This window comes from Paraburkholderia kirstenboschensis, assembly GCF_032806925.1.
Taxonomy (GTDB): domain Bacteria; phylum Pseudomonadota; class Gammaproteobacteria; order Burkholderiales; family Burkholderiaceae; genus Paraburkholderia; species Paraburkholderia kirstenboschensis.
In genome coordinates this window covers 1,101,877-1,121,033 of sequence record NZ_CP136512.1, presented here as the reverse complement: position 1 = coordinate 1,121,033, position 19,157 = coordinate 1,101,877, and the positions used below count along the sequence as shown (strand labels likewise).

General features: G+C 62.3%; 24 protein-coding genes and 2 pseudogenes. 16 read left to right on the top strand and 10 right to left on the bottom strand.

Translation table 11 applies throughout. The features are described from left to right. The first annotated feature begins 2 nt into the window (after window positions 1-2). Window positions 3-950 carry an ROK family protein gene (locus RW095_RS13780; protein WP_317019521.1) on the top strand — a complete coding sequence of 316 codons (948 nt, stop codon included), beginning with the start codon at window positions 3-5 and terminating at the stop codon, window positions 948-950. A 42-nt stretch (window positions 951-992) separates the two neighbouring features. Beyond that, complete coding sequence (locus RW095_RS13775; RefSeq protein WP_317019520.1) at window positions 993-1,562, top strand: YbhB/YbcL family Raf kinase inhibitor-like protein; 570 nt, start codon at window positions 993-995, stop codon at window positions 1,560-1,562. 37 nt (window positions 1,563-1,599) lie between these two features. On the opposite strand, the gene RW095_RS13770 is transcribed toward RW095_RS13775, so the two are convergent. Then, window positions 1,600-2,595: an aldo/keto reductase gene (locus tag RW095_RS13770; protein WP_317019519.1), complete on the bottom strand. Its 996-nt coding sequence runs from the start codon at window positions 2,593-2,595 to the stop codon at window positions 1,600-1,602. Window positions 2,596-2,802: 207 nt separating this feature from the next. Here RW095_RS13770 and RW095_RS13765 point away from each other — a divergent pair, with 207 nt between their 5' ends. Together RW095_RS13765 and RW095_RS13760 are read left to right on the top strand one after the other, a co-directional pair. After that, entirely contained in the window at window positions 2,803-3,540 is a 738-nt protein-coding gene (locus RW095_RS13765; protein ID WP_317019518.1) for a nitroreductase, read from the top strand. Between the two features lie 63 nt (window positions 3,541-3,603). Beyond that, window positions 3,604-3,915 (top strand): high-potential iron-sulfur protein, encoded by a 312-nt coding sequence (locus RW095_RS13760; protein ID WP_020068722.1) that lies wholly within the window; start codon window positions 3,604-3,606, stop codon window positions 3,913-3,915. A 22-nt stretch (window positions 3,916-3,937) separates the two neighbouring features. On the opposite strand, the gene RW095_RS13755 is transcribed toward RW095_RS13760, so the two are convergent. Both RW095_RS13755 and RW095_RS13750 read right to left on the bottom strand, forming a co-directional pair. Beyond that, a complete protein-coding gene (locus tag RW095_RS13755) occupies window positions 3,938-4,288 on the bottom strand; it encodes a DOPA 4,5-dioxygenase family protein (protein ID WP_317019517.1) in 351 nt (116 codons plus the stop codon). Between the two features lie 35 nt (window positions 4,289-4,323). Further along, window positions 4,324-4,491, bottom strand: a pseudogene (locus RW095_RS13750) (GNAT family N-acetyltransferase); the annotation flags it as partial. A 417-nt stretch (window positions 4,492-4,908) separates the two neighbouring features. Here RW095_RS13750 and RW095_RS13745 point away from each other — a divergent pair. The 3 genes from RW095_RS13745 to RW095_RS13735 all read left to right on the top strand — a co-directional run bounded on the left by RW095_RS13745 (window position 4,909) and on the right by RW095_RS13735 (window position 7,026). Further along, window positions 4,909-5,322 carry a hypothetical protein gene (locus RW095_RS13745; RefSeq protein ID WP_317019516.1) on the top strand — a complete coding sequence of 138 codons (414 nt, stop codon included), beginning with the start codon at window positions 4,909-4,911 and terminating at the stop codon, window positions 5,320-5,322. A 109-nt stretch (window positions 5,323-5,431) separates the two neighbouring features. After that, on the top strand, window positions 5,432-5,701 hold the full coding sequence (locus RW095_RS13740) for a DUF1488 family protein (protein WP_027778246.1): 270 nt from the start codon (window positions 5,432-5,434) through the stop codon (window positions 5,699-5,701). Between the two features lie 851 nt (window positions 5,702-6,552). After that, window positions 6,553-7,026, top strand: coding sequence for a hypothetical protein (locus RW095_RS13735; protein ID WP_317019515.1), 474 nt, complete (start codon window positions 6,553-6,555; stop codon window positions 7,024-7,026). Window positions 7,027-7,101: 75 nt separating this feature from the next. On the opposite strand, the gene RW095_RS13730 is transcribed toward RW095_RS13735, so the two are convergent. Then, on the bottom strand, window positions 7,102-7,293 hold the full coding sequence (locus RW095_RS13730) for a hypothetical protein (RefSeq protein ID WP_317019514.1): 192 nt from the start codon (window positions 7,291-7,293) through the stop codon (window positions 7,102-7,104). A 330-nt stretch (window positions 7,294-7,623) separates the two neighbouring features. On the opposite strand from RW095_RS13730, the gene RW095_RS13725 reads away from it, so the two are divergent. The 4 genes from RW095_RS13725 (at window position 7,624) to RW095_RS13710 (ending at window position 10,259) form a co-directional block, all read left to right on the top strand. Then, window positions 7,624-7,977 carry a YciI family protein gene (locus RW095_RS13725; RefSeq protein WP_128585271.1) on the top strand — a complete coding sequence of 118 codons (354 nt, stop codon included), beginning with the start codon at window positions 7,624-7,626 and terminating at the stop codon, window positions 7,975-7,977. Between the two features lie 151 nt (window positions 7,978-8,128). Continuing rightward, a complete protein-coding gene (locus RW095_RS13720) occupies window positions 8,129-8,542 on the top strand; it encodes a YciI family protein (RefSeq protein ID WP_317019513.1) in 414 nt (137 codons plus the stop codon). 30 nt (window positions 8,543-8,572) lie between these two features. Continuing rightward, a complete protein-coding gene (locus RW095_RS13715) occupies window positions 8,573-8,980 on the top strand; it encodes a VOC family protein (RefSeq protein ID WP_128585269.1) in 408 nt (135 codons plus the stop codon). 4 nt (window positions 8,981-8,984) lie between these two features. Then, window positions 8,985-10,259 carry an RNA polymerase sigma factor gene (locus tag RW095_RS13710; RefSeq protein WP_317019512.1) on the top strand — a complete coding sequence of 425 codons (1,275 nt, stop codon included), beginning with the start codon at window positions 8,985-8,987 and terminating at the stop codon, window positions 10,257-10,259. A 119-nt stretch (window positions 10,260-10,378) separates the two neighbouring features. Here the strand turns inward: RW095_RS13710 and RW095_RS13705 are convergent, their stop codons facing one another. The 3 genes from RW095_RS13705 to RW095_RS13695 all read right to left on the bottom strand — a co-directional run bounded on the left by RW095_RS13705 (window position 10,379) and on the right by RW095_RS13695 (window position 12,658). After that, window positions 10,379-10,996: a LysE family translocator gene (locus RW095_RS13705; protein ID WP_317019511.1), complete on the bottom strand. Its 618-nt coding sequence runs from the start codon at window positions 10,994-10,996 to the stop codon at window positions 10,379-10,381. 12 nt (window positions 10,997-11,008) lie between these two features. After that, complete coding sequence (locus RW095_RS13700; RefSeq protein WP_317019842.1) at window positions 11,009-11,587, bottom strand: DUF4337 domain-containing protein; 579 nt, start codon at window positions 11,585-11,587, stop codon at window positions 11,009-11,011. A gap of 126 nt (window positions 11,588-11,713) precedes the next feature. Then, complete coding sequence (locus RW095_RS13695; protein WP_317019510.1) at window positions 11,714-12,658, bottom strand: AEC family transporter; 945 nt, start codon at window positions 12,656-12,658, stop codon at window positions 11,714-11,716. Between the two features lie 154 nt (window positions 12,659-12,812). On the opposite strand from RW095_RS13695, the pseudogene RW095_RS13690 reads away from it, so the two are divergent. Both RW095_RS13690 and RW095_RS13685 read left to right on the top strand, forming a co-directional pair. Then, window positions 12,813-13,680, top strand: a pseudogene (locus RW095_RS13690) (LysR family transcriptional regulator). A gap of 99 nt (window positions 13,681-13,779) precedes the next feature. Continuing rightward, window positions 13,780-14,319, top strand: coding sequence for a GNAT family N-acetyltransferase (locus RW095_RS13685; RefSeq protein ID WP_317019509.1), 540 nt, complete (start codon window positions 13,780-13,782; stop codon window positions 14,317-14,319). A 40-nt stretch (window positions 14,320-14,359) separates the two neighbouring features. Here the strand turns inward: RW095_RS13685 and RW095_RS13680 are convergent, their stop codons facing one another. After that, entirely contained in the window at window positions 14,360-15,097 is a 738-nt protein-coding gene (locus tag RW095_RS13680; RefSeq protein ID WP_317019508.1) for a GNAT family N-acetyltransferase, read from the bottom strand. A gap of 117 nt (window positions 15,098-15,214) precedes the next feature. On the opposite strand from RW095_RS13680, the gene pdxR reads away from it, so the two are divergent. The 3 genes from pdxR (at window position 15,215) to RW095_RS13665 (ending at window position 17,994) form a co-directional block, all read left to right on the top strand. After that, complete coding sequence (pdxR, locus tag RW095_RS13675; protein WP_317019507.1) at window positions 15,215-16,726, top strand: MocR-like pyridoxine biosynthesis transcription factor PdxR; 1,512 nt, start codon at window positions 15,215-15,217, stop codon at window positions 16,724-16,726. A 200-nt stretch (window positions 16,727-16,926) separates the two neighbouring features. Further along, on the top strand, window positions 16,927-17,328 hold the full coding sequence (locus RW095_RS13670; protein WP_317019506.1) for a hypothetical protein: 402 nt from the start codon (window positions 16,927-16,929) through the stop codon (window positions 17,326-17,328). A 66-nt stretch (window positions 17,329-17,394) separates the two neighbouring features. Continuing rightward, window positions 17,395-17,994, top strand: coding sequence for a flavin reductase family protein (locus RW095_RS13665; protein ID WP_317019505.1), 600 nt, complete (start codon window positions 17,395-17,397; stop codon window positions 17,992-17,994). Here the strand turns inward: RW095_RS13665 and RW095_RS13660 are convergent. Both RW095_RS13660 and RW095_RS13655 read right to left on the bottom strand, forming a co-directional pair. Continuing rightward, entirely contained in the window at window positions 17,901-18,428 is a 528-nt protein-coding gene (locus RW095_RS13660) for a GNAT family N-acetyltransferase (protein WP_128589118.1), read from the bottom strand. The two genes, RW095_RS13665 and RW095_RS13660, sit on opposite strands and share 94 nt — an antisense overlap. 198 nt (window positions 18,429-18,626) lie before the next feature. Beyond that, window positions 18,627-19,142: a DUF6984 family protein gene (locus tag RW095_RS13655; protein ID WP_317019504.1), complete on the bottom strand. Its 516-nt coding sequence runs from the start codon at window positions 19,140-19,142 to the stop codon at window positions 18,627-18,629. Window positions 19,143-19,157 lie beyond the last annotated feature (15 nt).

Genomic DNA, 19,157 nt, shown 5'->3' with positions numbered 1-19,157 from the left:
CCATGAAGCACAACCACACATATGGGGTAACCGTGGCGACATCCAAAGCAAAGGCGGCGAACGCGGCAAAGGCTGCTAAGGCGGCGAATGCGGCGAATGCGGCAAACGCGGCAAACGCGGCAAACGCGGCGAATGCGGCGAATGCGGCGAATGCGGCAAAAGCCGCACAAGCAGCAACGAGCGACGAGCGGATTCTCGCAATCGACGTCGGCGGCACCGGCTTGAAAGCGGCAATCATCGACGCGGACGGCCAGATGCAAACCGAGCGCGTGCGTGTGGCGACACCGCATCCGTGCACGCCGGATCAACTCGTGGATGCGTTGGCGAAACTCGTGGAGCCGCTGATCGGAAAAGCGCCGCCCGCGCTGATGTCGATCGGCTTTCCAGGCGTGGTGCGCAACAACCGCATTCTGACGGCGCCGCATTTCGGCGTGGAAGGTTGGCACGACTTTCCGCTTGCCGATCTGCTCGCGCAAAAGCTCGGCGGTTTGCCGGTGCGCATGATCAACGACGCCGAGATGCAGGGCTTCGCCGCGATAGAGGGCAAAGGGATTGAATTCGTCCTGACGCTCGGCACCGGAGCGGGAACGGCGCTCTTTCGCGACGGCGAGTTGATGCCTCATCTGGAACTTGCCCACCATCCGGTGAGCAACAAGGGCGTTGCTTACGACGAGTACATAGGCGACGCAGCGCGCGAAAAAGCCGGGAATAAGCGCTGGAACCGGCGCGTCGAAAAAGTGATTCGAATTCTCGATTCGCTCGTGAATTTCGATAAGTTGTGGATCGGCGGCGGCAACGCGGCACGCCTGAAATTCGAATTGCCTGCGAACGTGGCGACGGTTTCGAACGATGCGGGCATTGAAGGCGGCGCGCGGTTATGGCATCCACGGTCGGTGCGCGAAACGCGGCAGCTTCCCGAAGCGAATGCACGCACTGGCGAATTCGAATAGTTTGAACTCGCGCCAATTGCAAATAGCCCGGAGCAAGCAGCAATGATTCGAAAGAGTTACGTTGGCGCTGCGCGGCGCCTGATGTCTGCCAGCGTGGGCATGATGCTCGCCTTCACCGTGACTGCTGCATATGCGGCTGAGGCGTTCACGTTGACGTCGCCGGGCTTGACCGACGGCGGAACACTGGAATCGACTCACGCGGCTAGCGCCAATAACTGTGGCGGCGGCAACGTGTCGCCGGCGTTGCAATGGCGCAATCCGCCCACAGGCACTAAAAGCTATGCGGTGACGATCTTCGATCCTGACGGCGCGAAGGGTTTAGGCATCGTGCATTGGGTGCTATACGGCATTGCGCCTTCCGTTACCTCGCTGGGCGCGGGAGCCGCACCGCCGCCAGGCAGCGTCGCGGGGACGAATCGCACCGGTGGCCCGGGCTATTACGGGCCATGCCCGCCGGTCGGTGATGTGCCGCATCACTACGTCGTGCAGGTCTATGCGCTCGATGTCGCGCCGGACGCGTTGCCGGCCGGCTTGACCAGAGACGCGCTGTTCGCCGCAATGAAAGACCACGTGATTGCGGCAGCCAGCACAGTGCTTCGATACGGGCGATGATCGCGGCTGACTTGTTGCCGGCGGTCCGCCGCCACGTTTAGCGCGCCGCGTCGCCCCACCGATATTCGACGCTGGCCTCGTCGAGTTGCTTCTTGATGTCGGTGTCCAGCACGAGTTCGGACGCCGCCAACGTATCGTTCAATTGCTCGGCGCGGCTCGCGCCGATAATCGCCGACGTGACGAGTGGGTTCGCCAGCACCCATGCAAGCGACATGCGCGTCAGCGACTCGCCGGTCGGCTCGACAATCGCTTTCAGCCGCTCGATCGTCTCGAACTCGCGTTGGTGCCAGTACCGCTCCTGATACATGGCGCCCGCCTTGCCGACGCTTTCAGTGAAGCGGCCCGATGTGGGCGTTGCATCGAGCTTGTGCTTGCCGGTCAGCAAGCCGCCCGCGAGCGGGTTGTACGGTATGACTGCAAGTTGCTCCTCCGCGGCCAACGGCAGCAGTTCGCGTTCGATCTGGCGGAACAGCAGGTTATAACGCGGCTGCACCGAGACGAAGCGCGCCACCCGCAGCACGTCGGCGCGACCGAGCGCACGCGCGAGCCGATACGCAAGAAAGTTCGACACGCCGATGTAGCGCGCTTTGCCCGAGCGCACGATCACGTCCAGCGCTTCGAGTGTTTCGTCGAGCGGAGTGTTCGCGTCGTCGGAATGGAGTTGATAGAGGTCCACGTAATCGGTGCCGAGACGCTGCAGCGAGGCGTCGATTGCATCGAGCAGATGCTTGCGCGACGCGCCCTGGTCCCATGCCGAAGGGCCCATCTTGCCGACTGCCTTCGTGGCCAGAATGAAGCGGTCGCGCTTGCCCTTCAGCCAGCGCCCGACGATTTCCTCCGTGCGTCCCGTATTGCCCTCGCCGCCGCCAAGCGGATAAACGTTGGCCGTATCGATGAAATTCACGCCGGCGTCGGCGGCAGTATCGAGAATGCGGCGCGAAGCGTCTTCTTCGGTTTGCAGGCCGAAGGTCATTGTGCCGAGACACAAACGGGAAACAGTCAGGCCAGTGCGGCCGAATTTGCGGTATTGCATGCACGACTCCGAAATTGAACGAAACGGGTTGCGATAGGGGATTCGGCAAGAAGCGTGCAAAGAGGATAAACGCAAAACGATAGTTGCGTTCGCAGGCGCGCACGCATGCATTGCAAACGTAAGCTGCGCGCTTGCCCGCTTGAAAATGGCCGCTCGCGCTAGAATCGTTGCAGCGCATTTGCTTGCCGCTTCAACCGGATTCCGACGATGACACGCCCAGCCGCCGCAGTTACGAACCACGCCACGAGCCAGACCGCAAGCCAAGCCCAAAGCTTGGTGGATGCCGCGCTCTCCACGCGCCGCTCGGTCCGCGCATTTCTGCCGACGCCCGTGCCGCGCGCGGACATCGAGGCGATTCTCGAAGTGGCGAGCCGCGCGCCGTCCGGCACCAACACGCAGCCGTGGAAAGTCTATGTGGTGACGGGCGACTCGCTCGCGCGTCTGTCGCAGGCCTTGCTGACGGCTTACGATCATCCGGAGCGCGACACGCTTTATCGCGAGGAATATCCATACTATCCGCGCGAATGGGTGTCGCCTTACATCGACCGCCGCCGCAAGATCGGCTGGGATCTGTACGGACTGCTCGGCATTGGAAAGGGCGACAAAGCGCGCATGCATGAACAGCACGCGCAGAACTATCGCTTTTTCGGCGCGCCGGTGGGTCTTTTCTTCACCATCAACCGCGTGATGGAGCGCGGCAGCTGGCTCGATTACGGCATGTTCATGCAAGCGATCATGACGGCGGCGCGCGGGCGTGGCCTCGACACCTGCCCGCAGGCCGCGTTCACGCCGTTTCATCAGGTAATCGCGGCTCAACTCGATCTGCCGCCCGAGGAGCAACTGGTGTGCGGCATGTCGCTCGGTTTCGCAGACGAAAGCGCGCCGGTCAACGCACTGCGCTCCGAACGAGAACCGGTTGAACGATTCACGCGGTTCCTCGATTGAACGCCTGGCGATAAAACGGCCTGTGGTTCGGGCGCGTCCCACTACGTACGAAGGAGTCGAATAATGAAAACATCGCGCCGCCATTTTTTATTGCTGGGCGTGAGCGCAGGCTCGTCTCTCATGATTTCGCGCGCGGCATTTGCCGCCGGCGCGAACGCACTCAGCGAGGCAGACCCGCAGGCGCAGGCGCTCGGCTATAAAGACGATGTGTCGAAGGTCGACAAGGCGAAGTATCCGCAGTACGCAGCGGGCCAAAACTGCGCGACATGTTCGCTGTTTCAGGGGAAAGCTACCGACGCGTACGGCGGCTGTACTCTGTTCGGCGACAAACAGGTCGCCGCGCGCGGCTGGTGCAGCTCGTACACGAACATGTGAGCCGCGAGCCGCCGCGCTTTCGTCATATCAACGCGGCGAGCAGGAGCTCATGTGAGCGGCCGATCCACACGGCGGCGTCGCGGTGATCGCGCAGCGCGTCGCCGGTATTCGGGTGCACGAAAATGTCGAGCGCGCCGTGATTGAGCGTCAGCCAGCCAATCAGCTCGCCGAACTGCTCGTGAGCGAAAGCCATTTGATACGACCACATGGGGTGCGGCCCGACCGGGCGCTCGTGAAAACGGCCCATCTGCAGCTTGCCATGCCAATGCGCTTCGATCTGCTCACGAAACGCCCAGGCGCTGTCGCGCGTCGCGGAGTCGAAATAGACATGCGCGTGCCAGCTTTGAATCGCGGAGGTGTCACGAAGAGTCATGATGAGCCTGTGGTGTGTCAGTCGTTATCCGCCATTTATTCTGCTTCAGTTTCCGTCGACGCGCGCGGCGCGCGCCTCATGTGAAACTGTCTTTCGTCCTCGCCCACGATTTCGAAACCGAGCCGCTCGTATAGGCGCTGCGCCGGGTTGCCTTTGAGCACCGTTAGCGCGACGGGCAATGCGTCGGCGACGGCAGGGCGCAGGGTTATCGCAGCTTCGTCGTCGGACATGTGGGAGCGGTTCCGGGTGCGGGTCCCGTTAGTAAGAATTGGCGCGAATTGTCACGCTGCCAGTGCTTTTTTACCATGCTAGCTTGTTCCAGTGCGCGCGCTTGCGCAGAGAATGTGGGTTGTTCGCCGCTCGCGCGGCTCACGAAAGCCGGATGCGGCGCCGTGACTTTAGCCGCGATGCATCAGGCGCCGCCGATGTTTGCCGCTCACGCGACACGCTGTGCACGCGCGCTCTGCGTGCCGCCGGAGCGTGAGCGCAGCGCGTTTCGGTTTGATTGGCATGTGCCTTGCTTTTGCCCTACCCGCGGATTGCTACGCGCGCAGGTTCGAGACTTTGCGTGCGACACGCCGAAACGCCGGGAAACGGCGCCACTTGGCATACAACGAACAATGCTAAACACGAAACCACATGTTCTGACGCACGCGATTGATGGCGACGCGATGACGCTCGTCTTCTATCCCGACACAGGCTGCCTGCGTTTCGCCGATTCACGCGGTGTGGTGTGCCACGAACTACGGCCGCCGCATTCCTGGTTTGCGATTTCGTCCGCGTTGCGCGAAGTGCGCGGCGGGACACACTCGATGTCCGAAGGCTTGAGTACGCTATTGCATGACTTCTGTGTGAAACGCTCGTGGTGGCTGAGCGGCCGAGCGCGCATGCCCGCATCGGCGAGCGCGCGAGCGTTTCCGCCGGCGCTTCGCCTCGCGCCCCGGCCCGCGTCTACGCTGGCGGTGTCGTCGGGAGATGCGGACATGCACGCGCCGTTGCGTTCGCTCACGATGAACGTGGCGGCAGCACAGTAGCGAATTCATCAGCCGAAAGATCGATGCCGGTTTGCGTGTCTATTCAGTTTTGTTCGGTGTCGTCCGTTTCAGTACGGCGGACGGCATAACCAACTTTGCGAGGTGGGCCATGGAGATTATCGAGCTTGAACCTAGCGTCTCGGCAGACGGGCGCGCGGTGATTTTCCAGCTTTCGGCGCGAGGACGAGACCTCGAATGCGCGGTGACGCGTGAAGCGCTGGAGCAGCATTTCTGGCTGCAACGCGGCGCTGCCGAGGACCGCATGCTGAAAACGTTTGCGGATGGCCGCAAACGCATCACAGCCGTCGCCGAAAGAAAAATGCTGGCACGTCCGGGAGATAGAGTCCTGTTGACGATCAGCGATTTTGCCGCGCGCTGATGGCGGTTCATCGCTGTGCACGCATCGTCCGCGTGACGTTGCGTGCGCTCTCGTCGCGCTGATTCTTGTGCGAGCGGGCGCTCGATCGCGCCGTCGCTCGCCGGCTTGTTCCGCCATTCGCGCGTGAGCCATTCACGCGGCTTCCGCATCCGTCCTGCATGCGTCCCCGATTGTTACGCCGATTCGTCAAACTGGCGCGGCAAATCCCTTCCTTTTGCCCAATTGCCTGAGCGCTCGCTCGCATAAACTGTTTTCCATGGAGCGACAAGTCACCGAGCTCCATCGACGCGGTCTTCTCCCGCGTTGTTTTGAACCGTACCGTTGATGGCACTTTGCCGCGGTGTTCCACGCGGCAGGGCAGTAACGCAGCACGAAGTAGAAGCAGAACAATGGCGCAGTAGCAGGTGACGTAGCAACAACCGTTTTTGCAGTGCTGGTAGTAGTTGACCTGGCAACGACCGTTTTCCAGTAACAGTTGAAGTCGCAACGAAAGTCTCAGCAGTAGAAGTACAAGTACAGAAGATGTCTTCGCAACAGCAACATAAGTAGCAAGACAGGCAGTAACAGCGTTTCAGTTTAGATGGTCACAGGTCGGCGAGCATCCACGCGCGAGCACGACTCTTCCATCCTGTCCGGCCCTGTTCTCTCGCGGGAACAGGGTTTTTTTTCGTCGATGCGATGAAGGCGCGCGACCTTCGCGTTTTAAGCCGGACTTAATATTCGCTTGCCATCATGCTTACACAGACTCACATTAGAGGCTGTCCAGCCGCCAGCGCATCGGCGGCACTCGTCGCCGGGAAATCATACCGATCGTGCGACGAAGCCGAGAGTTAGCGAAGGAGGTGAAACCTATGTCCAGTAAATCGCGAGTCCGCAAACACAATCCGCCGGCCATGTCGCCGCTGTTGCGTGCGCTGACCCAGAGCCGTAGCACGCACGAGCCGGTTACCGCTGCGATGCTTCTGCAGTGCTATGCGGCGCTCGACGCGTTCGAGCACGGCCACGGCTCGCGCGATCTGCACATGACGTTGAGCCGGCATTTGCTCGTGTCGCAGGAGCTTGCGCGCCTCGGCCTCGGCGAAGACGTTATCGACGATATCGAGAGCGGCCACGCCGCCATGGTCCAGTTGGACAGCCGCGAACAGAGAACCGGCGCGTGGACACTCAATGACGACGAATACGCACGCCTGTGCACGTCGCTCGCGATTCTGGACGAGCAATTGTCGGTGGCATCGTTGAGCGAGATCGCAAACGCTCAGGCGCGAATGATCGAAGGCTTGATGCGGTCCGCGCGGACGAGAGCAATCGCCGAAGCGGTGCTCTGAGCGGCAAAACCGCAAAACGCAAAGCCGCAGATAAAACAAACGCCCCACGCGGGGCGTTTTTTTATGCAGCGCCGGTTAATCGTTGTACTGCGTGACATCGTCATAGCTGATCCAGTTCTGATTGCCGCCGAGTTCAACCAGACGCGAGCCGCCCGAGGTCAGCGCGGGGAACGGACAATTCGTACACGTGCGAGCGCCTTGCGAATTGGTTCCGGCGCTGACAGTCGTTTGATACTGCCCGAACGTGGTGTTATTCGGCTTGCCCACTGCGAAATCGCCGCGCGGTGTCGTTGGATTGAAAACGATGCGTATGTTTTCTCACACTTTTATCGGCCGTTTATATGGCGGCTAATGGCGCGTGGGGAGAATACTTCAAATCGGCGCAAGCGTGCCGCGCGGCAAAAGTAAATCCGCAAAACCGGGGAGCTTACGAGTCTCCGTAAGAGCGCGCGGCTCCCCGCCGATTAGTCCGCGGTTCAGTCTTACCGGAACGATTCGCGCTTGTTAGACTGGCTTTCCGCGCTCACCCCAGGCGCGTTTTTCTGCCGCCGTACGACTGCCGGGCGCCTGTCCGCAGCGCAATTCATTGGAGACGCCATGTCTTATATGCTGCTGATTGTCGAGCCTCCGGAACAACGCATCGAGCGCGGCGAGGCGAAAGGCCGTGAAGTCTACGATCAGATGGTGCGTTTCGCCGCCGACCTCAAGGAGCGCGGCAAACTGCTCGCTGTCGAATCGCTCACCTCTTCTCGCGACGCCGTGCGGGTGCAGGTGCGCGACGGACAGCCGAAACTGCTCGACGGACCCTTCGCAGAAGCAAAGGAAATGGTCGGCGGGTTTTTCCTTCTCGATTGCGACTCGCGCGAGGAAGCGGTGGCCATTGCGCAAGCCTGTCCGGCGGCGACCTGGTGCACTGTCGAGGTACGCAAGCTCGGCCCGTGCTTTGCATAGGCTATCTGCGTCTCTTTGCTCGGGGTTTTCCCCAGGCGCCCGACGTATCTGTCGAATCGCTCGCGCATTGCTCGTCGTGTGAGTAAGAGCAGGCGAATGCGCCACGCTCAACTACACAACCTCAAACTTCACGACGAAAGGAGAAACGGCGATGCGATTCATGATCCTGGTGAAGGCGACTGCCGCGACCGAAGCCGGCGAAATGCCAGAAGCGTCCCTGATGGCCGCGATGGGCGCGTACCACGAAGAACTCGCCAGGGCAGGCGTGCTGCTGGACGCCACCGGCTTGCAGCCCAGTTCGAAAGGATGGCGCGTTCGCTACAGCGGCGGTCAGCGCTCGGTAATCGACGGTCCGTTTGCCGAAACAAAGGAATTGATCGCTGGCTACACGCTGATCCAGGTGCGTTCGCGTGAAGAAGCGATGGAATGGGCGCGGCGTTTTCCCGCGCCGTTCGGCGAACAGGCTGACGGCGAAATCGAAGTGCGGCAACTCTACGAACTCGACGACTTCGAGCCGAGTGCGGAAATCGAGCGCTTTCGTGAACTGGAAGCGGGCCGCCGCTGATTCCACGCCAACCGATTACTGGACTCCATCATGCATAAGCAGATCTTCGTCAATCTCGCGGTCGATAAACTCGAACGGTCAAAGGCATTCTTCAGCGCACTCGGTTTCAATTTCGATCCGCAATTCACTAACGATCAGGCGGCGTGTTTGATCCTCGGTGAAAATCTTTACGCGATGCTGCTGGTCAAGGACCTGTTCAAGTCCTTCACGCGCAAGTCGCTTTGCGATCCGAAGGAAAGCACCGAAGCGCTCGTAGGCCTGTCATGCGAAAGCCGGGGCGAGGTCGATGCGCTCGTCGCCAAAGCGCTCGCTGCGGGCGGCACCGCGCCCCGCGCGCCGCAGGACTACGGCTTCATGTACGGCCACGGTTTCGAAGACATCGACGGGCATATCTGGGAGCTGATCTACATGGACCCCAACGCGAAGGCGCCGGGCTGAGCCTGTGACGAAACTGGCCACTCACCGTGCCATCGAGGCAGTCTGGCGGATCGAGTCCGCCAAGGTCATCGCCTACGTCGCGCGGATGGTGCGCGACGTCGGGCTCGCCGAAGAGCTGGCGCAAGACGCGCTCGTGTCGGCACTCGAACATTGGCCCGACGCGGGCGTGCCCGACAATCCCGGAGCGTGGCTGATGGCGACCGCAAAGAATCGCGCCCTCGACCGCTTGCGGCAGGAAGCGTTGCACGCGCGCAAGCGCGAGGAGCTGGGTCACGACCTGGACGCGCTCGAGGCGCATGTCGTACCGGATTTCGTCGATGCGCTCGACGCCGCGCGTGCCGACGATATCGGCGACGACCTGCTGCGGCTCGTCTTCACCGCATGCCATCCGGTGTTGTCCACCGACGCGCGTGTCGCGCTTACGCTGCGTTTGGTCGGCGGCCTGACGACGGACGAGATCGCGCGCGCCTTTCTTGTGCCGGAACCGACCGTCGCGCAGCGCATTGTTCGCGCGAAGCGGACGTTGTCGGCGGCGAAGGTGCCGTTTGAAGTGCCGCAGGCGGAAGCGCGTGCGCCAAGACTCGCGTCGGTGTTGCAGGTGATCTATCTGATTTTCAACGAAGGCTATTCGGCGACGGCCGGTGACGACTGGATGCGCCCTGCGCTCTGCGAAGAAGCGCTGCGGCTCGGGCGCGTGCTCAGCGGTCTCGTGCCTGACGAAAGTGAAGTGCACGGCCTTGTCGCGTTGATGGAAATTCAGGCGTCGCGCACACATGCGCGCACCGATGCACACGGGCGCGCCATTCTGTTGCTCGATCAGGACCGAAGCCGTTGGGACCCGCTACTGATCCGTCGCGGGCTGGCCGCGCTCGACACCGCGCAGGCGCTTGGCGGCGCGAGCGGGCCGTACGCGCTGCAAGCCGCGCTAGCCGCGTGTCATGCCCGCGCGCATCGAGCGGAAGACACCGATTGGGCGCAGATCGTCGCGCTGTACGACGCGCTTGCCCAAGTCGCGCCGTCGCCGGTTGTCGAATTGAATCGCGCGGTCGCAGTGGGTATGGCGTTCGGGCCGGCGGCAGGCCTAGAGATCGTGGATGCGCTCGCGGCAGATGCGGCGCTCGCCAACTATCACTGGCTTCCGAGCGTGCGCGGCGACCTGCTCGCGAAACTCGGTCGCATGGATGAAGCGCGCGCGGACTTCGAACGTGCTGCCGCGATGACGCGCAACGCACGCGAGCGCGAGTTGTTACTTGAACGCGCGCGTGCGGTGATGCAGTAGGCTGCGCAACTTTGTGCGCATAAACCCGCCATAGCCACGGCACCGGGCGCGGCCGCGCGCCGACGATTGCGTCCTGCGAAGCGCAGTGCGAGGCGTTACCGAAGACGCCATAGAACCCGCTAGCGGATCAACTGACGCACGCCCAGCGCGATGATCACGCCGCCGCACACCCGGTCGACCCATGCCTTGCTGCGCCGGTACGCGGACGCGATCCGAGAATGCGACAACGTCAGCGCAACAAAGCCATACCAGCTGCTTGCCACGACGAACACCATGCCCAGCATCGCGACGAAAGTGCCGACGCTCTCATGCGGCGGCGCCGCCGACGAAAACACCGCGGCAAAAAACGCGACTGACTTTGGATTCGCGATATTGGTCGCGAAGCCTTGAGCGAACGCCTGACGGACGCTGCCGCCAGGTGCCTGCGCATTCTGTTGCGGCTTGCCTGCAGAAGCCTTGAAGATCAGCCGTCCGCCGAACCACATCAGATAAGTGGCGCCGGCCACTTTAACGGCGAAGGCCAGCCACGGAAACGCCGCGAACACAATGCCGACGCCGAGGATCGCGCAACTCGCCCAGAACAGATTGACGAGCACAATGCCCGCCACCACCGCAAGCGCTTCGGTGCGTGTGGCGGAGGTCGCCTTATGCGCGACCGCAACGAAGTTCGGACCGGGAATCACGACGCCGGCCACATACACGGATAACACGCCGAGAACGGCTGAACTGTCTACCACGCGAAGCTCCGGTCAAGCCGAGAAGAAGGCCACTGCACCGGTCGCGACGCCCGCTGCAGCGACCACGAACGACACATTGCGCAACCACTTCTTTCGCGTAAGCAGCGTGATCGCGCACAGAGCGATGGCAACCTGAATCAGCGTAGTGGCCTGCGCCCAGCGATGATGGCCATGCAGCAGCGTCTCGCTCTTCGCGTCGTTGTCGAGCACTTCTTTTTCGATCGCTTCAGCCTTTGCGCGGATCGGCTCTTTTTGCTGCTTGTACTTGTCGACATCCGCGAGAAATTTCGCATGCTCGTCGGAATTGGCGACCGACAGCGCCGCGCCCAGCTCCGCGAGATTCTGCTTTTCGCCCTTGGCCTGGTAGTAGTTCCATTGGTTCGAGGCTTCGGTCTTCTTGATCGCGGCTTCGTTCTTGTAGTACAGCGCGAGGTTTTCGCTGTTTCCGCTTTGATACGCGCACAACGCGCCAATCGTCGCGAGGACCGCTGTTATCACGGCCATGCGGCTCCCGAAAGAGTCAGCGTCGTGGTGGCCGGTGTGCTGCACCGCATGGTCGTGCGGACCATGCACTTCATACTCTTCAGGCATCAGATTCTCCGAGGCAAACTCTTTTGTCATATCCGGGGCTCGCGTGGACCCGGCGGCCTCAATCTTAGCGTGTGACGCCTCGACGATGGAGAAGCGCGATTTCTGCGAGCGCTTCGGTGCTTCGGTTCAGGTGCGATGGCCCATCCATAGCAGCAGGAGCGACAGCGTCACGACAGAGCCTACCGTCGATAACAGAATTGTGCGCGATGTGATGTGCGCTTCGCGTTCGTAGAACTCGGCTAGCATGAACGGGCCGGTGCCCGTGGGCAGCGCCGCGAGCACGACCGCCATTTCGACCAGCGCGGGTGAGAGCCGGAAGACATGCGCCGCGAGCCACCATGTCAGCGCGGGCTGTACGACCAGCTTGACGAGCGTCAGCAGCAACGCAATGCCGCGCGTACCTGATTCGAACGGACGCTTTTCGGCGAGGAACAAGCCGAGGCTGACCAGCGCGCAAGGACTGGCCGCGCCGCTCAGCAACTTCAGGAACGTCTCCGCGCTTGGCGGCATCGCCACGTGCAGACCGGCAAACAGCGCGCCGGCAATCGGCGAGACGATCAGCGGGTTGCGCGCCAGCGAGCGCAGCACTTTCAAGCCGAGCCTGTGCGGTGTGCGTTCGGTCTGCAAGCCGACTTCGATCAACACGATGGCGCCTGCAAACAGCACGCATGCGACAAGTATCGTCGCGATGGTGGTGGGTGTCAGGCTCGCCTGGCCGAACGCAATCATGCCGAGCGGAAAGCCGATGTAGCCGGTGTTCGGATACGACGCGGCGATCGCGTCGACGCTCGCATCGGCGAGATGCCGACCGCTCAGCAGCCGCGTGACGAGAATCACAGCAAAGATGCCAGCGCATGCAATCGAAAACGTGACGACAAACGCCGGCTGGTATAACTGCTCCCACGTGGCGCGCGCCATGGTGTCGAACAGCAGCGCGGGCAGCGCGAGCCAGACCACGAAGCGATTGAGCTCCGATGCCGAGTTTGGCCCGAGCACGCCGCGCCGCCGACAGGCAAAGCCCGCGAATATGAGGCCGAAAACGGGGAGCAGGATTTCGAGAGTGGCTAACATCGGTGGGAAGCGCGCGAGCGATACGGCTTGGGAAAGAGCGACCCGACAGCGTAGTGATTTGCGTTGATACAATCAAATACCGTTTTTTGCTTTCGACGATACCTTTTATGCATCGTCACTCAACTCAGGTAAATCAGGCAAGTCAGGTGGAAATGTGATCGACATCAAGCCGTTGCGCTACTTCGTGACGCTTGCCGAGACGCGCCATTTTGGGCGGGCGGCGGCGCGCCTGAACTTGTCGCAGCCCCCGTTGAGCCGCCAACTCGCGGCGCTGGAAGCGAGCCTCGGCGTGACGCTGATCGAGCGCAGCGCGCGCAGCGTCACGCTGACCGCCGCGGGCGAGCGCTTTTACGCGGATGCAAAGGCGATTCTCGCGTCGGTCGAACAGGCGGTGAGCAATGCGCAGGCAGCGGCGTGGGGGCGACGCGGGCAAGCTCGCCATTGGCTTCACGATGTGCGCCGCCTATAACGTCGTGCCGGGCTACGCACGGGCGTTCGGCGCGGCGTACCCCGAGGTCGCGCTGAATCTGCGGGAAGTGGTGTCGAACGATCTGGCCGCGCAGGTGGTGGCGGGGCACATCGACGCTGCGATCATGTTTCCTCACGTGTCCGACAAGGGACTCGCCACGCGCACGGTTTTGCGCGAGCCGCTTTGCGTCGCGTTATCGCGAGGTCACACGCGGGCTCGCGCGCGGCGGCTCCAGATCGCGCAACTCGCCGGCGAGCCGTTCGTGCTGGCTTCCGCGGAAGTGGCGCCCACTTTACGCGCGACGATTCTCGACCATTGCCGCTCAGGCGGCTTCGAACCGGACATTCGCTTCGAAGTACAACTGCAACAGACGGTGCTGAGCCTCGTCGATGAAGGGGTGGGCGTCGCGCTCGTGCCCGCTTCCATGCGCAAGGCGCAGCTTGCCGGCGTGGTGTTCAAACCGCTGGTGGACGCGCCGTTGGTCGAACAGGTGCTAGCCTGGTCGCCGGCGAACCGGAATCCGTGTCTGGCGCGGTTTCTGGAGTTGGCTTGAGTGCGGCGTGGGCAAGCGCAATAATTCTTTTCGGCGAGGAATCTGCGATCATCGAACGCACTCGCCTTCGAGCTAACTCGCCGCTTCGCTGCTCTTTCAATGCCGACACAGCCGCCCACCCTGACCACCGCCCGCTTGATCCTACGCGCTCATACGCGTGACGACTTCCCCGACAGCCACGCGATGTGGTCCGATCCCGAGGTGACCCGATATATTGGCGGCAAGCCTTCTACGCGCGAAGAAGTGTGGGCGCGTTTGCTGCGCTACGCCGGCCATTGGGCGATGCTCGGTTACGGATATTGGGTCGTGTGCGAGAAGGAAAGCGGCCGTTTCGTCGGCGAAGTGGGGTTTGCCGATTATCAGCGCGATATCGAACCTTCGCTGGCGGGCACGCCGGAAATCGGCTGGGCTTTGAGTCCCGCACTACATGGCCACGGTTATGCGACGGAAGCCGTGCGTGCCGCGTTGAATTGGGCAGACGAAACATGGCCAGAAGCGGAGACGGCTTGCATCGTTGCGCCGGAGAATGAAGCCTCGCTGCGAGTCGCACACAGGGTCGGCTATCGCGAGCACCTTCGCACGACATACAAGGGGCAGCCGACCATCATGCTTCGGCGCGCACCTCGTGCGACGACATAAGCCGGCGCGAAGCCGGCTTATTCAACCCATCGAGCGTGTGTCACCGAGCGTCGTTAGACGCTGCTTTTTGCCGCTCGATCAGATCCGCTAGCCGCTCGATCTGCCGGCCTTCGGCGTCGAAGTTCGTGTTATCCAGCCAACGCGTATAGCTGGGACGCAGCGCGGGCCATTCTCTGTCGATAACCGAAAACCATGCGGTGTCCCGATTGCGCTGACGATAAACAATCGCCTGGCGGAAGATTCCCTCGAACGTGAAGCCATAGCGCAACGCCGCAGCACGCGACGGCTCGTTCAGCGAATCGCATTTCCATTCGAAGCGCCGGTAGCCGAGCTCGTCAAACACGTATTGCATCAGCAGGAACATGGCTTCGGTCGCCACGCGCGTTCGCTTCAGACGCGGCGAGTAGGTCACATGCCCCACTTCGATCACGCCGTTCGCGGGATCGATCCGCATCAGCGCCAGCGTGCCGACCGCTTTCCCGCTTGCCGCGTCGATCACCGCGTAGTGCAGCGGATCCGCCGATGCAGCGATGCGCGTCAGATGCTCACGATAGGCGTCGACCGTTTCAAACGGGCCGGTTGCGAGATAGGTCCAGTCACGGGCATCGGCTGCCGAGCGGTATGCGTCGAACAGATCCGCCGCGTGAGCTTCGACGTTGACCGGTTCGATCCGGCAATAGCGGCCGGCTACCGGCGCCCGCGCGGGCGGCCTCGCGCCGTTCCAGTCGGGCAGCGGGGCTCCGATCGGCTGTTCGAACGCGTTACGTCGGGGTTCCATGTCTGCACTCCTGGCGTCTGGGGTTATCGTTGGTCACAGAGAACATCATGAACGATACGGCAATCGTGGTATGTTAAAAAGATCCATCGTAACCGCATCTGATAGGTCCAGCCGTCCATGATCGAGATTATTGGCCCGCTTGCTCATACAGCCGCGAACCGCGGCGTCGGCGCTGGCGTCGGTATCGGCGACGCACAGAAGCCCGCGCCGCTGCAGAAGCAATTGATCGAGCGTTTGCAGCAGGCGATTCTCGGCGGGCGCTTGCCGGCCGGGTCGCTGCTGCCGTCGTCGCGACTGCTTTCGGCTGAAATGGGCGTGTCGCGCAACACCGTGGTCATCGCCTATGAGCACCTGGCGGCAGTCGGTTACGTGGTGGCCGACAAGAAAGGCACGCGCGTAAGTCCGCTGTCGAGCCGCGCGGCGCGTGGCGAGCCGCCCCCACGATCTGCCCCGCCGAAAGTGGCCTACGCGGCCCGCGTCGGCCAGTTCACGGCGACGCGCACGCATGTGGATGCTGCGTTGCCGCTCACGCCTGGCACACCGGCGCTGGACCGCTTCCCGTTGGCCGCATGGCGGCGCGCGCTGGAACGTTCGATGGAGCGCGCGCTGCCGCTCGCGCTCGGCTACGGCACGCCGGCGGGTGAGCCGGCGTTGCGCGACGCCATTGCCGCGCATTTGCGGATGGCGCGCGGCGTGCGCTGCGAAGGCTCGCAGGTCGTGATCACCGAAGGCGCGCAGGAGGCGCTGAACCTATGCGTGCGCCTCTTCACGAATCCCGGCGACGTCGCGTGGATCGAGGACCCCGGTTATCGCGGCGCGAAGGCGGCTTTCAACCAGGGCGATCTGACAACGGTACCCATGCCCGTCGACGTTGAAGGCATGTCCGTGCGGTCCGGCGCATGGCGCGCGCATCCGCCGAAACTGATCTACACGTCGCCCGCGCACCAGTATCCGACGGGCGCGGTGTTGTCGGTGGCGCGGCGGCTGGAATTGATCGCCGAGGCGCGCCGCTGCGGCGCGTGGCTGATCGAGGACGATTACGACGGCGAATTCCGCTACGCCGGCGAACCGATTGCGAGCATGCAAGGGCTCGTCGACGACGCGCCGGTTCTGTACGTCGGCTCGTTCAGCAAGACGATGTTCCCGGCGCCGCGCATCGGCTTTGTCGTGTTGCCGCAGGCAATTGCCGCGCACGTCGAGGTGGCCTTGTACGAAATGCTGCGTGGCGGGCATCGGCTGGAGCAGCTTGCGCTCGCGCATTTCATGGAGAGCGGCGAGTTCGGGCGGCATCTTGGCCGCATGCGACGGCTGTATCGTGAGCGGCAGCAAGCGCTGCGCGAAGCGCTTAGCGAACACTTCGCGTCGTCGGAGATACTGGGCGGCGATTGCGGTATGCATTTGACACTTCGCATGCCGCCGGGCATCGACGATCAAGCGCTTATCCAACGCGCGTTTGCGAAAGGGTTAAGTCCGCGTGCGCTTTCGGGATTCGCGCTTGAGCCGCACGCCGGAACGAACGGCCTTGTAATCGGCTATGGAAATACCTCCGCGGAGGAACTGGCGCCGGCCGTGCGGACCCTGTCCGAGCTCGCTGCCGGCATGGAAAAACCGCGTCGGCGCCGGGCGTAAGTTTTAGCGTTTGTCCGCGCGGCCCATGTCGCGCTATCGTGTCGTTTATGCGCGGCGATTGCGAACAGGCAATGTCGACGGATCGCCCGCATCATGTTCCGCGCGCCGTCTGGTGCGCGCCGCCGGATGGCTGTGCAGTCCGGGCATGAAGCATCCCTTTGGTGTGGTTTTCTATGACGATTTATCCGATTGGAGATGACATGAAGGAAATCGAACCGACCCCGTGGTTTGAACTGGCCGCTGACTTGCCCGCGCGCGACGGCTGGTACGAGGTGCAATTGGCGAGCGGGGACACGGCATTCGCCAGATTCGGCAAGGGCGAGTGGACCGAGAAGCCGGACGATGAGTTCACGCACTGGCGCGGGCTTTCCGCAGATCCATCGCAGGCGGGTGTAGGCGACGCTGAAGGCGAGGCGACAGCAGCCGCCGACGGTGCCGAAGCCGCCGCTGATGCCGGCGCCAAAGGCGCAGACGAACCCATCGACGCCGAGGCCACCGCGGCGAACGGCGTACGAGCTGCATGGAACGCGTTCTTCCCCGGACTTGGCGAAGAGCAGCACAAACCGGTGGACGCGATTCCCAACGGAAAAGCGCCGCATTGATGCAGGCAAGGGCGGCGGCTCACGGGTTGCCGCCCTGACACATCAGACCTTCGGGCAAAACAAAGTATGAAAGTTACGCGGGAACCGGTGGCATTGCCACGCGCCACGCAGTTACTCAATCATGGGCCGGTCACCATTGTCACGAGCGCGCATGAGGGCCGCTCGAACGTCATGGCGGCTTCATGGGCAATGCCGCTCGACTTCGACCCGCCCAAGGTAGTGGTCGTGGTGGACAGCCGCACGCTGACGCGGCAATTGATCGAAGCAAGCGGTGTGTTCGGTCTGCAACTGCCGAGCCGCAAGTTCGCCGCGCAGACGCTTGCCGTGGGCACCAACGCGGGGCTGGAACTCGACAAGTTCTCGGCCTTCGAACTCGAAACGTTCTCTGCGGAAAAAATCGACGTGCCGATGCTGGCCGGCTGCATCACGTGGATGGAATGCAAGGTGATTCCCGACGATAGTCAGCGGCACGATCTGATTATCGGCGAGGTGGTGGCGGCCTACGCGGACAGCCGCGTGTACTCGAACAACCGCTGGAATTTCGGCGACGATCCTGATCTTCGCACCTGCCATTACGTCGCCGGTGGGACGTTTTTCGCCACGGGCGACGCGTTCGAAGTTTCGCCTGCGGCAAATGCTCTGAGTGCGTCGCCCGCGAGCCGGTAACGAACCCATTCGCTTTGCGCGCTCGCGCCGATCGATTCATAGAAGCCGATTGCGGGCGCATTCCAGTCGAGCACGCTCCATTCAAAGCGGCCACAGCCGGTCTCGCATGCGATGCGCGCGAGGTGGCGCAGCATCTGTTTGCCGGCGCCGCTGCCACGCGATTTCGGCGATACGTACAGGTCTTCCAGATACAGGCCTTTCTTGCCGAGCCACGTCGAGTAGGAAAAGAAATAGACGCAAAAGCCGATGGGCTCGCCGTTCATTTCGCAGATGAGCGCCGTGGCTGTCGATGCGGGGGAGAAGAGGCTTGCTTCGACGTCTTGCACTGTGGCGACGACTTCGTGCTCGGCCTTTTCGTACACCGCGAGTTCGGTGATGAAGTTGAGGATGAGCGGGGCGTCGGCTGAGACGGCGGGGCGGATGTGGATGGTCAAGGGTGGGTGCGCGGATGCGGCTGTCTGGGTCAGAAAGTTGAAGTTTACCCGGGATGCGTAGGCCGCGGATTGAGCGCGTCGTGACCTATGCCCAGTCTTACCAATTACCCCCTACATCTTACAAACAGCCTGGCGAAGCAATTTCGCTCAGTGGGCTCCGAGGAAGGGGCAATGTGCGCCTTCGTCGGAGGCTCGCGGCTACCCGTTAACCGGTGAAGGCTTTTCGACTATTTGCAATGTGGTCCAGTTTGGGCCCTGCAATTCGCCGTCCGCCCAACGGATGAACTCAAGTTCCAAGAGCCGGTTCGCCGGGTCCGCAAACAGCAAGACGCAGACAGGTTCGCCGTCCGCATCAGCCAGCCTTCCCTCAAATGGGAAAGTGTGCTGGCCGATATAAGGGGGCCGTTCGTAGCCGTCGATGTGAAACAGGATCAGAGACTCGTCCTCAAGCTGCGGCTCCGCGTGAGCGTTCGCCAGGTCGGAAAGAAGTTTTATGGTTTCCGCTCGCGAGAGCCGAGCGGCAATAAGCTTGATGAAGGTCTTTTCATTCTCGGTCAGTTCACGAAGCATCAATGCACCACGAAGATTGTTCCCACGCTGATCTGACCGTCGGCTCGCATGTAAGAGGCCTTTTTTGCCGAGCCAAGTCGCGAGTCCGGTGATGAAGTTGAGGATGAGCGGGGCGGCGGTGGCGGGGCGGATGTGGATGGTCAAGGTCGCGTCTGTTGT

Bases quoted from the DNA above. Each gene is read 5' to 3' on its own strand.
- RW095_RS13780 (WP_317019521.1), top strand. From the start codon at position 3: ATGAAGCACAACCACACATATGGGGTAACCGTGGCGACATCCAAAGCA.
- RW095_RS13775 (WP_317019520.1), top strand. From the start codon at position 993: ATGATTCGAAAGAGTTACGTTGGCGCTGCGCGGCGCCTGATGTCTGCC.
- RW095_RS13770 (WP_317019519.1), bottom strand. From the start codon at position 2,595: ATGCAATACCGCAAATTCGGCCGCACTGGCCTGACTGTTTCCCGTTTG.
- RW095_RS13765 (WP_317019518.1), top strand. From the start codon at position 2,803: ATGACACGCCCAGCCGCCGCAGTTACGAACCACGCCACGAGCCAGACC.
- RW095_RS13760 (WP_020068722.1), top strand. From the start codon at position 3,604: ATGAAAACATCGCGCCGCCATTTTTTATTGCTGGGCGTGAGCGCAGGC.
- RW095_RS13755 (WP_317019517.1), bottom strand. From the start codon at position 4,288: ATGACTCTTCGTGACACCTCCGCGATTCAAAGCTGGCACGCGCATGTC.
- RW095_RS13745 (WP_317019516.1), top strand. From the start codon at position 4,909: ATGCTAAACACGAAACCACATGTTCTGACGCACGCGATTGATGGCGAC.
- RW095_RS13740 (WP_027778246.1), top strand. From the start codon at position 5,432: ATGGAGATTATCGAGCTTGAACCTAGCGTCTCGGCAGACGGGCGCGCG.
- RW095_RS13735 (WP_317019515.1), top strand. From the start codon at position 6,553: ATGTCCAGTAAATCGCGAGTCCGCAAACACAATCCGCCGGCCATGTCG.
- RW095_RS13725 (WP_128585271.1), top strand. From the start codon at position 7,624: ATGTCTTATATGCTGCTGATTGTCGAGCCTCCGGAACAACGCATCGAG.
- RW095_RS13720 (WP_317019513.1), top strand. From the start codon at position 8,129: ATGCGATTCATGATCCTGGTGAAGGCGACTGCCGCGACCGAAGCCGGC.
- RW095_RS13715 (WP_128585269.1), top strand. From the start codon at position 8,573: ATGCATAAGCAGATCTTCGTCAATCTCGCGGTCGATAAACTCGAACGG.
- RW095_RS13700 (WP_317019842.1), bottom strand. From the start codon at position 11,587: ATGCCTGAAGAGTATGAAGTGCATGGTCCGCACGACCATGCGGTGCAG.
- RW095_RS13695 (WP_317019510.1), bottom strand. From the start codon at position 12,658: ATGTTAGCCACTCTCGAAATCCTGCTCCCCGTTTTCGGCCTCATATTC.
- RW095_RS13685 (WP_317019509.1), top strand. From the start codon at position 13,780: ATGCCGACACAGCCGCCCACCCTGACCACCGCCCGCTTGATCCTACGC.
- RW095_RS13680 (WP_317019508.1), bottom strand. From the start codon at position 15,097: ATGGAACCCCGACGTAACGCGTTCGAACAGCCGATCGGAGCCCCGCTG.
- pdxR (WP_317019507.1), top strand. From the start codon at position 15,215: ATGATCGAGATTATTGGCCCGCTTGCTCATACAGCCGCGAACCGCGGC.
- RW095_RS13670 (WP_317019506.1), top strand. From the start codon at position 16,927: ATGAAGGAAATCGAACCGACCCCGTGGTTTGAACTGGCCGCTGACTTG.
- RW095_RS13665 (WP_317019505.1), top strand. From the start codon at position 17,395: ATGAAAGTTACGCGGGAACCGGTGGCATTGCCACGCGCCACGCAGTTA.